11 protein-coding genes are annotated in these 11,059 nt (G+C 69.3%); 4 read left to right on the forward strand and 7 right to left on the reverse strand.

The window, feature by feature from the left end; genetic code table 11:
• A partial coding sequence (locus I71_RS13455) for an ATP-binding protein (protein ID WP_042695368.1) occupies positions 1-2,418 on the reverse strand: 2,418 nt, incomplete at its 3' end.
• A 274-nt stretch (positions 2,419-2,692) separates the two neighbouring features.
• Here I71_RS13455 and I71_RS13460 point away from each other — a divergent pair.
• Positions 2,693-4,090 (forward strand): sorbosone dehydrogenase family protein, encoded by a 1,398-nt coding sequence (locus I71_RS13460; protein ID WP_042695369.1) that lies wholly within the window; start codon positions 2,693-2,695, stop codon positions 4,088-4,090.
• A gap of 4 nt (positions 4,091-4,094) precedes the next feature.
• Here I71_RS13460 and cowN read toward each other — a convergent pair whose 3' ends face one another.
• The 6 genes from cowN to I71_RS13490 form a co-directional block, all read right to left on the reverse strand.
• Complete coding sequence (gene cowN, locus I71_RS13465; protein WP_042695378.1) at positions 4,095-4,391, reverse strand: N(2)-fixation sustaining protein CowN; 297 nt, start codon at positions 4,389-4,391, stop codon at positions 4,095-4,097.
• A gap of 143 nt (positions 4,392-4,534) precedes the next feature.
• Positions 4,535-5,278 (reverse strand): LytTR family DNA-binding domain-containing protein, encoded by a 744-nt coding sequence (locus tag I71_RS13470; protein ID WP_042695370.1) that lies wholly within the window; start codon positions 5,276-5,278, stop codon positions 4,535-4,537.
• A gap of 29 nt (positions 5,279-5,307) precedes the next feature.
• A complete protein-coding gene (locus I71_RS13475) occupies positions 5,308-6,084 on the reverse strand; it encodes an RNA methyltransferase (protein ID WP_042695371.1) in 777 nt (258 codons plus the stop codon).
• Between the two features lie 50 nt (positions 6,085-6,134).
• Positions 6,135-7,265 (reverse strand): UDP-3-O-(3-hydroxymyristoyl)glucosamine N-acyltransferase, encoded by a 1,131-nt coding sequence (gene lpxD, locus I71_RS13480; protein ID WP_042695372.1) that lies wholly within the window; start codon positions 7,263-7,265, stop codon positions 6,135-6,137.
• Between the two features lie 91 nt (positions 7,266-7,356).
• Entirely contained in the window at positions 7,357-7,836 is a 480-nt protein-coding gene (locus I71_RS13485; protein WP_042695373.1) for a cupin domain-containing protein, read from the reverse strand.
• Between the two features lie 122 nt (positions 7,837-7,958).
• A complete protein-coding gene (locus I71_RS13490; RefSeq protein ID WP_042695374.1) occupies positions 7,959-8,678 on the reverse strand; it encodes an OmpA family protein in 720 nt (239 codons plus the stop codon).
• A gap of 53 nt (positions 8,679-8,731) precedes the next feature.
• Between I71_RS13490 and I71_RS13495 the strand changes: the two genes are divergently transcribed.
• The 3 genes from I71_RS13495 to I71_RS13505 all read left to right on the forward strand — a co-directional run bounded on the left by I71_RS13495 (position 8,732) and on the right by I71_RS13505 (position 10,957).
• On the forward strand, positions 8,732-9,769 hold the full coding sequence (locus I71_RS13495; protein ID WP_042695375.1) for a DctP family TRAP transporter solute-binding subunit: 1,038 nt from the start codon (positions 8,732-8,734) through the stop codon (positions 9,767-9,769).
• 145 nt (positions 9,770-9,914) lie between these two features.
• Positions 9,915-10,466: a hypothetical protein gene (locus tag I71_RS13500; protein ID WP_042695376.1), complete on the forward strand. Its 552-nt coding sequence runs from the start codon at positions 9,915-9,917 to the stop codon at positions 10,464-10,466.
• The gene (locus I71_RS13505) at positions 10,463-10,957 is read left to right on the forward strand and encodes a hypothetical protein (RefSeq protein WP_042695377.1); all 495 of its coding nucleotides are present in this window, start codon (positions 10,463-10,465) and stop codon (positions 10,955-10,957) included. The genes I71_RS13500 and I71_RS13505 overlap by 4 nt, the downstream gene beginning before the upstream one ends.
• Positions 10,958-11,059 lie beyond the last annotated feature (102 nt).

The following is an 11,059-nucleotide window of genomic DNA, read 5'->3' on the forward strand; positions in this document are numbered from 1 at the left end:
GTCCATTTTCGGCATTTTCCAGTCCATCAGCACCAGATCATAGGCCCGGCGGGCGACGGCGGCACGCTCCAGCTCGGCAATGGCGCCCTGTCCGTCGCCACAGACGGAAACTGTCCAGCCGAAGGCGGTGGCGATATCGCCCAGGATCTCGCGGGCGGTGGGGTTGTCGTCGACCACCAGCACCGACAGGTCGCGGGGAACCGGCCGCGGAAGGGGGGCCACAGCATCGGTGGTCCCATTCCCCGCCTTGCAGGGGTGGCGGGCGAACTCCGCCTGGAACCGGAAGATGCTGCCCTTGCCGGGTTCGCTCTCCACCTCGATGGCGCCATTCATCAGCCGGACCAGCCGGGCGCAGATCGCCAGCCCCAGACCGGTGCCGCCGAAGCGCCGCGTGGTGGAGTTGTCGCCCTGGCTGAATGCCTGGAACAGCCTCTCGCGCTGGTCCGGGGCGATGCCGATGCCGGTGTCGCGGACGGCGAACTCCAGCACGGCGCCGTCGTCGGCCAGCGAGCGGACCCGGACCGACACCACCACCTCGCCGGACTCGGTGAACTTGATGGCGTTGCCCGCAAGATTGATCAGGACCTGCTGCAGGCGCAGCGGATCGCCGATCAGGTCCAACGGCACGTCCGGCGCAACCGAGAACAGGACGTCGATGTCCTTCTCCTGAGCCGCCGACCCGATGATCACCGCCAGAGTCTGCAACAGGTCGTCCAGCCGGAAATCGGCGCGCTCCAGCTCCAGCTTGCCGGCCTCCACCTTGGAGAAGTCGAGGATGTCGTTCAGGATGCCCAGCAGCGACTGCGCCGACACCCGCACCTTCTGGACATAGTCCGCCTGCCGGCCCGTCAGATCCGTCTGCTGCAGCAGATGGATCAGCCCGAGGATCGCGTTCATCGGCGTGCGGATCTCGTGGCTCATGTTGGCCAGGAATTCGCTCTTGGCGCGGCTCGCCGCCTCCGCCGCCAGACGGGCGCGCTGCATCACCGCCTCCGCCCGCTTGCGCTCGGCGATCTCGTGGAAGACCACCACGGCGCCTTCGACCCTGCCATCCGCCAGCATGGGCGAGGCGGTGTATTCGACCAGGAACGCCGCTCCCGCCTTGCTCCAATAGGTGTCCTCCAACCCGCGGCGGCTCTCACCGCTCAGCAGCACCTCGGTCACCGGGCATTCCAGCGCCGGGAAATGGCTGCCGTCGGCGCGGCGGGAATGGATCAGCGCATGCAGGCTGCCGCCCAGCAGTTCCTCGTTGGAATAGCCGGTCAGCGCCGAGGTGGCGGGGTTGGCAAAGGTGATCAGCCCGTCGCGGTCGACACCGCAGATGCTGTCGGATGCCGAATGCAGGATCAGGTTCAGGCGGCGGTTGGCGCTGGCGAATGCCTCGTTGGCGGTTTCCAGCTCGCGCTTCTTGGTGTCCAGCTCGGCATTGGTGTCGGCGAGCCGGCGACGGCCGGCCACCTCGCGCTCCAGGCTGCGCAGGGCGGCATAGGCCAGACCGGCGCAGCCAAGCACCGCCAGCCCGACAAAGATGCTGCCGCGCACCGTGCGCTCCCGCCACGCCGCCAGCTCCGTCCGCTCCGACAAGGCGACGAAGACAACCAGCGGCAGGGTCGGCACCCGCTGATAGGACAGGATGCGCCTGCCTCCCGGCACCGGACCGTCGATCTCGAACACTTCGGTCGCCGCCTCCTCTGCGCGGCGCAGCACCGTCTGGCCGTCAGGACCGTCGAGCGGTTCGGTGGCGGGGAAGCGCAGCACCGGCTTGCCGTCGGTGCGGTAGAGGGCGATGGCCGATCCGGGACCGAGATCCAGACCTTCGTAAAGCTGACGGTAAAAATCGAAGTCGATGTTGGCGTGGACGACCCCCTGGAAGCGGCCTTCACGGATGATCGAGCGGCTGACGGTGAAGAACTCCGTGCCTGTGATCCTGCCGGTGATGCGCTCGCCGACATGGAATTCGGAGCCGTCGAGATGCGCCTTGAAAAAGCTGCGGTCCGCGGCGTTGACCTGCGGTGTCGGGAACTGCCGGCTGCTCANGACGGCATCGCCGGTCGGACCGTCGACCCACAACGCTGCGATCTCCGGCAGGGCATCGACCATGTCGCGGATGGTGATCCAGGCCTCGCGGTTGGCTTCCAGGCCGGCCAGCCCGTGATACCGGATGAGATCCTGCGTGCGGCCGATGGCGAGGTCGGCGGTTGCAACCGTTCGCCGCACATGCTCCTGCAGCAGACGGGCGGTGGCCTGGGCCTGTTCCCGGCCGTGGCGCAGCGTTTCTTCCCGGTCGACCCAGACGACGGAGCCCCAGAAACCCGCGCCCAGCAGCGCGATCAGCGTGAAGGCGGCGGCCAGCAGCAGACGGGTTCGCGAGGGCGAAAGCGTGAGAGCCGCAGCGTCGATCGGATGTCTGTCCATCATTGCCGAGTTGTCGCCGCACCCTCGCCGGCAGCCGGCGCCGGCCGCCGGCTCTTCCGCCTACAACGGTCGGAGTATGGGCTGGCGCCGGCTGCGACCGCAAGCAACTTGATGGGCGCAACGGCAACGTTCGCGACACCCGGCGCTTGCGGGGAACCCCTCCGGTACAGCCCCCCTTGCACCGCCTGCCTTCGTCTCCCGGCTGCGGCATCGTCCCCATATCCGTGCCCGATATTTGTCGTGACCGCCCTGCCCCCGCCGTGAAAGCGCCCATCCGATGGCCGACCGCCGCACCCTGTCGCTCAAGCCCCTCATGACCGGCCTGTTCGCCGGCCTGCTCGCCGCCGGCCTGCTTTCTCCGGCGGGCGGCCGCGCCCTGGCCCAAGCGGCGCTGACCGGACCGGTGCGGTCCGATCCGATGCAGACGGTCGGCGCGGAGGTCCATGTGCGGATCGAAACCCTGCCCAAGCCTTACGCCACTCCCGCCGTCGCCAACGAGGCGGTGATGGTGCCGCGGCCCGGCGACCAGCCGCTGCGCGCGCCGCGCGGCTTCACCGTGACCCTGTTCCGCGATCATGTGGAGAATGCACGCAACCTGCTGGTCCTGCCCAACGGCGACGTGCTGGTGGCGCAGCAGCGGCCGGGCACCCTGACCCTGCTGCGCGATGCCGACGGCGACGGCCGGGCGGAAATGGCCCAGGTCTGGGCCGAGGGCTTCGACCAGCCGTTCGGCCTCGCCTTCCAGGACGGGGCGGTGCTGGTCGGCGATCTGAACGGGGTCTGGCGGCTGCCCTGGACCGCCGGGACCGTCCAGGCGGGCGAGCGGCGGCGGCTGACGCCGGAGGGCGCCTTCGGCCGGCGCGGCGGCCATGCCACGCGCTCCATCGCGCTGGCGCCGGACGGGCGGCACTTCTATGTCGGCATCGGATCGGAAGGGAACATCGGGGTGGAGGCGGAGCCGCGCGCCACCATCCAGGAATTCCGCAGCGACGGCAGCGGCCAGCGCACCTATGCCGCCGGCCTGCGCAACCCGGTCGGCCTCGCCTTCAAACCCGGCACCGGCGACCTCTATGCTGTCGTGAACGAGCGCGACGGGCTGGGCGACCAGCTGGTGCCCGATTTCCTGACGGCGGTGAAGCCGGGCGGCTTCTACGGCTGGCCCTATTCCTACATCGGCGACAACCCGCAGCCGGACCTTGCCGGGCGGCGCCCCGATCTGGTCAAGGCGGCACTGGTGCCGGGCCTGCTGTTCCAGGCCCATTCGGCGCCGATCGGGCTGGTGTTCGGCGACGCCACCCATTTCCCGGAGCGCTACCGCATGGGCGCCTTCGTCTCGCTGCACGGATCCTGGAACCGCTCGCGCCCGACCGGCTACGCCATCGCCTTCGTGCCGTTCGACACCGCCCCCTTCGACAGGAGCAAGGCGACCGGCACCTACGAGACCTTCGTCACCGGCTTCCGCGTGACCGGCCCCGCCGGGACCGCAATGGGCAGTGCTGCGGAGGGCGACGAGACCCCGAAGGTCTGGGGCCGGCCGAGCGGGCTGGCGGTGACCGCCGACGGCGCCCTGCTGATCGCCGAGGATGCCTCCGGGACGGTCTGGCGCGTCGCCTACGCCGCCGCCGACAAGGAGACGGAGAAGGAGCCGGCTCCCGGGGCAGCGCCCAGGCCGTGAGGTGTCAGCAGCACTCGTCCTCCAGCTGGCGCAGCATCGCCAGCCCGTCCTCGTCGTCATGCTCCTCGAACAGGTCGGCGATGTAATAGATGTTGGCGCAAAGCAGGCACAGCCCGTCGGCCTGCCGTTTCATCGGGTCCTCGGCCACCGCCAGCTTGGCGCGGAAGCGCTCCCAGAAGGCGTTGGTCTTGGCGGGATCGTCGATGTGCATGTAAAGCCGTTCGATGATGCGGCGGCCATTGCCTTCGCAGTCGATTCCCTTGAACGAGACATAGCGGTCGGGTGCGTCGATGCTGTCCACGGAAGCGGTCTCCTCTTGACGGTTGCCGGAGGCGGGGAACATTGCGCCGATGTTTTCCCACCCGCGACCCCACCATCAAGCCGCCCTGCACCAGCGGCAGTCCGCCCGCGCGAACGGCGGAATCGCTGCATGAACGGAAGCGGTTACAACGCCAGCCGCTTCTTCAGCGCATCGGCACGGTTGCGGCTGACCGGCACCCGGGGCGCGCCGGGGGCCGCCATGACGAAGGCGGCACGGCCGTCCTGGCGTTCCACCGCGCGGGCATGGCGCAGGTTGACGATGTAGCCGCGATGGGTCCGCACGAAGGAGCGGGCGTCGAGCCGCGCCTCCAGCTCCGACAGGGGCAGGCCGCAGAAGAAGGCGCCATCGGCGGTGTGGACCGTGGTGTAATGGCCATCGGCCTGCAGATAGACGGCGTCGGCCGGGTCGAGCAGCACGATCCCCTGCCCCTTCTCCACCGGCAGCTTGACCAGCGGTTCGGCCGGAGACCCGGCGGGCGGCTGTCCTGGCGGCGGACCCGGTACGGCCGGCGCATCGGCCGAAGCCGGCCGCGCCGCCTCCATCAGCATCAGGGCGGTGACGGCACTCCCCTCCGCCAGCGCCGCGGCGGGCGCCAGCGCCGTCGCCTTCACCACCAGCACCCGGCCGGGCAGCGCCACCATCATCGAGCAGGCCGAAGCGGGCGCCGATGGATCGCCGGCCGCAGCCAGCAGCAATTCCACCTTGGCGCGGTGCGAGGGCGGGTGCAGGTCGTGCAGATAGGCGCCGACCAGCCCGGCCGCGCGATCCCCGAGCAGCCGCACCGCCGCCGGATTCAGGGCCAGCACCCGCCGCGCCCCGTCCAGCAGCACCAGCCCGACGTCCATGTTCTGCAACGCATAGTCCATGGACGCCCACTATAACGGTAAATCCTGCCTCAGTTCTCGCCTTTCCGACGGCTGCCCTGGATCAGCGCGGCGACGACGCCGTGGAAGGTGCGCACCTCCTGCTCGGTCATCTCCATCCGCTCGAAGGCGTTGCGCAGCGTGCGCACCATCGAGGGCCGCTTTTCCTCGCTGGTGAAGAAGCCGGTGCGGTCAAGCGCCGCCTCCAGCCGCTCGAAGAAGTTCACCCGCTCCGCCATCGTCGCCGGGCGGGTCTGGCCGGTGTGCAGGAAGCGGTCGGGCGTGCGGTCGCCGGCCTGGAACCATTCGTAACCGATCAGCAGCACCGCCTGTGCCAGGTTGAGCGAGGAGAAGGCCGGGTTCAGCGGCACCGTCACCAGCGTCTGGGCGAGGGTCAGGTCGTCGTTGAACAGCCCGGTGCGCTCCGGCCCGAACATCACGCCGACCTTCTGGCCGGCGGCATAACGCTCCCGCATCTCACCCGCCGCGACGCGCGGGGTGACGAAGCGCTGGATCATGTCGCGGGTGCGCACCGTGGTGGCATAGACCGCTTCAAGATCGGCGACCGCCTCGGCCGTCGTCTCGAAGATCCGCGCATTGTCGATGACGAGATCGGCGCCCGAGGCGGCGGCATTCGCCTTCGGGTTCGGCCAGCCGTCGCGCGGCTTGACGAGGCGCAGGTCGGTCAGCCCGCAATTCAGCATCGCGCGCGCGCAGGCGCCGATGTTCTCGCCGAGCTGCGGCTGCACCAGGATGACGGCCGGGCCGCCAAGGATGGACTCACGGGTGGGGTTCTGGCCGGAGGTCATGGGAATGTTTGTGGTTGAACGATGACGGGCGAAGACGGCCGGACCGCCGCCTATTCCTGCTGTTCCGCCGGCTCCGCCTCGACCTTCGCCGGCCCGCCGTCGATGGCGGTCAGGCGCTTCTTCAGGTCGGAGACGTCGGCGTACAGGCGCTTCAGGCGGGCGAGGCCCTTGTATTGCTCGAAGGCGCGGGCGCGCGGCACGGCGGGATAGCCCATCCACACCGACTTCGGAGGAATGTCCATGCCGACGCCGGAGTTGGCGGCCACCACGGCGTCGCTGCCGATCTTCACATGGTCGGCGACGCCGACCTTGCCGGCCAGAACCACGCGGTCGCCGATCACCGTGCTGCCGGCGATGCCGACATGGCCGCACAGCATGCAGTTGGTGCCGACCTGGACGTTGTGGCCGATCTGGACGAGGTTGTCGATCTTGGTGCCGTTGCCGATGCGGGTGGCCGTCACCGTGCCGCGGTCGATGGTGGCCCCGGCGCCGACCTCGACATCGTCGCCCAGGATCACCGTGCCGATGGAGTTCACCCGGCGGATCAGCACGTTGGTGCCGACGACGCGACCGGTGGTCTTGGCCGATTCGACGCTGCCCGGTTCCGGCGTGACAAAGCTGAAGCCGTCATTGCCGATGGCGGCGTTGGGATGGACGATGCAGCGCGCGCCCATCTTCACCCGTTCGCCGATGCGGGCACCGGGATGCAGCAGGCTGCCCTCGCCGATCGCCGCGTCGGCACCGACCGTGACATGCGGCAGGATGACCACCCCGGCACCGATGCGGGCGCGCGGGCCGACATAGGCGAAGGGGGCGATGGAGGCGTCGGGCGCCACCACGGCGTCGGGCGCCACATAGGCCTGCGGCGACACGCCCGGCTCGGCATGGACCGGCTTCTCGAACAGATCCAGCATCCCGGCCATGGCGTAGCGCGGGCGCTTCACCACGACGCGGCCCTTGATCGTGTCGGGAACCTCGACCCCTTCGGCGACCACGGCGGCGACCGCCTTGCTTGCGGGCAGCAGGGCCAGCAGGTCCTTGTCCATCGCCAGCGCCAGATCCTCCGGCCCCTCCGCTTCCGACGGATGGACGGCGCGGCGGATGGTGAGGGAGCCGTCGCCTTCGACCGCCGCGCCCAGCGCTTCGGCGATCTCGGTGAGGGTAAGGGGGGCCTGGGTCATGGAGCGCACCAGTATCAGAGTCTTGCACGGGAACCGTCCCGTCGGACGGCGCGGCGGACCCTAACACGGGCGTCCGGCGGATGGCGAGGCATCAGAACGCGGTGCCGGGCTGCGCCGTCGCCGCCGGCCCGCCCTTGGTGCCCCCATTCCCCTGATCGGGCCGCAACCAGCCCTTCACCCGCGCCTTCATCCGGCGCAGCAGCGGCTGGCGCGCCTGGACCGCATAGTATTTGCGCACCGTCTCCAGGATCTCCCAGGTGCCGGTGAAGCCCATCGGCAGCACCAGCGCGTCGCCCGCCTTGTACTCCCGCGCGGTTCCACCGTCCGGCGTGATGATGACCCGGCCCGACAGCAGAATGCAGAACTCGTGGTACGGCCAGTCCTTCATCGCCACCAGACCCGGCGTGCATTGCCACACCCCCGACCGGAAGCGGCTGTAATCCCCTTCGAAAATGTTGCGGTGTATCTCCAGCGGCTCGCCCGACAGGATGGTGCCGAAAACCGCCGGCTTGCCGACCTCGTCGTCGGCGATGCGGTGGCTGTCGATGGGGATGGGGGTGTGGTCCTGCATCGGCTCTCCCAGTCGGAGGTTGGAGGGTCGGCGCACGGCGGTCCTGCCACATAGACCGAGCCCGCCGACGCGCAAGCGCAACACCCCACACCGCCAAAGGTTCCCGCCGGCTTCAAAAAACCTCATCCCCCCAGATTGACGATCTCCACCCGCCGGTTGGCCGCCGCCTTCGGCTGGTCGGGCAGCAGCAGCTCCCGCGCGCCCATGCCCGACGCCTCCAACCGGTCGGTGTGGATGTGGTGGTGCGACACCAGATACTCGACCACCGCCGCCGCCCGCCGCTTGGACAGGGCAAGGTTGGCCGCGTCACCGCCGACCGCGTCGGTATGGCCGACGATGCGGAAGCGGGTGGTGCCGGCCGCTCCCATCACCGCCGCGACCTTGTCCAGGATCGGCCGCGAGTCCGGCCGGATGACGGCGGAGTTGAAATCGAATTCGACCCGGAAGGCGGCGCGCAGTTCCGGCGCCTGCATCGCGGTCGGCCCCGGCAGCGGCGGCAATGTCACCGCCCCCGGCCGGTTCGGCAAGGGGGTGGCCGGCGGTGGGGCGGCCGGCCGCTGCATCGCCACCGGCGGGCAGTTGGGGCCGGTGGTGCCGAGAAGTGCCGCCTCGATCTCGCATTCGCTGGGATTCGGCCCCATCGGGGTCACCGGACCGGGCAGTCCCTGGGCAAACCCCGCCACCGGCAGAGCCAGCCAGACGCAAGCGCCGAGCGTCAGGCCCAGCCGCATGGTCGCGATGCGGCCGCGCAGCATGGTCGTAATGCGGCTGGGCCGCATGGCCGCATTGTTCGGACCGCGGACGGTCGCTTCAAATTGCGCGTGGAACAGTCCTGCGTCCATCTGTAGGATCCCGGTCCGTATCTTTCGTATAGGGCGCTTGGGAGGAAACAAGCATGAAATCGCTGAAGGCTCTGCTCGCCGGCTTCGCGCTGGCCGCGCTGACGGTTCCGGCTCTGGTTGCCGGCGCGGCGGACGCTGCCGACTACAAGGCGGAGTACAAGCTTTCCACCGTTCTGGGCAAGCCCTTCCCCTGGGGCATCGGCGGCGACCGCTGGGCCGAGCTGGTCAAGGAAAAGACCGGCGGGCGCATCACCATCAAGATGTATCCCGGCACCTCGCTGGTGAATGGCGACCAGACCAAGGAATTCACCGCACTCCGCCAGGGCACCATCGACATGGCGGTCGGCTCCACCATCAACTGGTCGCCGCAGGTGAAGGAACTGAATCTCTTCTCCCTGCCCTTCCTGATGCCGGACCACAAGGCGCTGGACGCCCTGACCCAGGGCGAGGTCGGCAAAAAGCTGTTCGACCTGCTGTCCACGAAGGATGTGGTGCCGCTGGCCTGGGGCGAGAACGGCTTCCGCGAGATCTCCAACTCCAAGCACCCGATCCGGACGCCGGCCGACCTGAAGGGGCTGAAGATCCGCGTCGTCGGCTCGCCGCTCTATCTCGACACCTTCACGGCGCTCGGCGCCAACCCGACGCAGATGAGCTGGGCCGACGCGCAGCCGGCGCTGTCGACCGGCGCCGTCGACGGGCAGGAAAACCCGCTGGCGATCTTCGTCGCCGCCAAGCTCGCCACGCTGGGCCAGAAGAACCTGACGCTGTGGGGCTATGTCGCCGACCCGCTGATCTTCGTGGTCAACAAGGAGGTGTGGGCCAGCTGGTCGAAGGAAGACCAGGAGGCAGTGCGCGCCGCCGCCGTCCAGGCCGCCACGGAAGAGGTCGCGATCTCCCGCAAGGGCATCACCGCCGAGGACGACAGCCTGCTGAAGGACATCACCGCCCAGGGTGTCGAGGTGGTGCGCCTGACGCCGGAGGAGCAGAAGGCCTTCCAGACCGCCACCCAGCCGGTCTTCGACAAGTGGAGCAAGCAGATCGGCCCCGATCTGGTGAAGGCGGCCCAGACCGCCATCGCCGCGCGGAAGTGATCCTCCGTTCGCCCGGCTGACGAATGACGGCGCCTTTCGGGGCGCCGTTCTTTCGAGCCGGCAGGACGCTTGCTTGTGATGCGTGTCCGCGGGAATTGCGCTACAACTGCCAGACCTTGCGGGATGGTTTGCGGAGCGGGCGCACATGACGTCGGAGATGCTGCTGGCGCTGTTCTGCATCGGCGCCACCCTGCTGTTCCTGGGCATCCGCCGCGGCATGATCCTGCGGGCCGACCGGGAAATCCGCCGCTGCGGCACGACCTTGGCCGCCGAACGCGATGCGCTGGAACTCCAGGCCAACGAGTTGGAGGCCATGCAGGCGGACATCGCGGCGATGCAGGCCCGCCTGGCGGAACTGTCGACCGACAAGCTGGTCCTCAGCCGGCGCAGCGGCAAGCGCACCGCCGCCACCCGGCGCTTCATCCACGAGATCGGCCGGCCGGAACCGGGACGCAACCGATTCGTCTTCCGGCTGGCGATGGCCCCCGGCTTCACCGCCCGGCCGGACGCCAAGGCGGTCGTCCACCCCGCCATCTGGCGTTTCGAGAACGAGGCGCAGGTCTGGGCCTCCGACTTCGCCGCCGCCCAGATGCTGACCCGCAACATCTTCCACGACGGGGTGGGCGTCACCGTCTCCGGCGAGGATGCGGAAGAGGCTGCCGCAGCGGGGGCAGGAGCCGGAGTGGCGGCGCCATGAGCATCGTGTGGATTTTCGGGTCGGTCACCAGCCTGCTGATCGGCCTGCTGGGCGAACGGATCCTCGGCATCCGCGCCCGCCGCCGGTCGGAGAAGCTGGCTGCGCTGAGGGAACGGCTGGACGTCTACGCCAATTACGCCAAGCTCGCTTCCGTCCGCCGGCTGGAGACCGAGGAACTGCTGGCCGGCCTGCGCCGCGAGGCGGCGGAGGTGGAGGGCGAGATCCTGTCGCTGCAATCGGCCGTCACCGACGATGCCGCCCTGACGCCGATGGAGTTCCATTGCGTCGATCGCGTCGCCCGTTCCGACGGCCCCTTGTGGTATGTCGCGGTGGAGGCATTGGACACCGCCGCACCCTGGACCGGCATCCGCACCTATGCCGTCGCCGCCGACAGTGCGGAGGAGGCACGCAAGCGGATCACCGAACGTCATCCCTCCCCGACATCCTTCGCCATCTCCCCCGCCGCACAGCTGGTGCTGCCGGAGCGCTGAGAGAAGCCGACAACTCCGCAAGAAAAAGGGGGCGCCCCACCGGACCGCCCCCTTTTTCATCAACCGTCGAACCGCCCGCCGATCAGGCGTTGTTCATGCGGT

This window comes from Azospirillum sp. B506 (assembly GCF_000333595.1).
GTDB lineage: Bacteria > Pseudomonadota > Alphaproteobacteria > Azospirillales > Azospirillaceae > Azospirillum.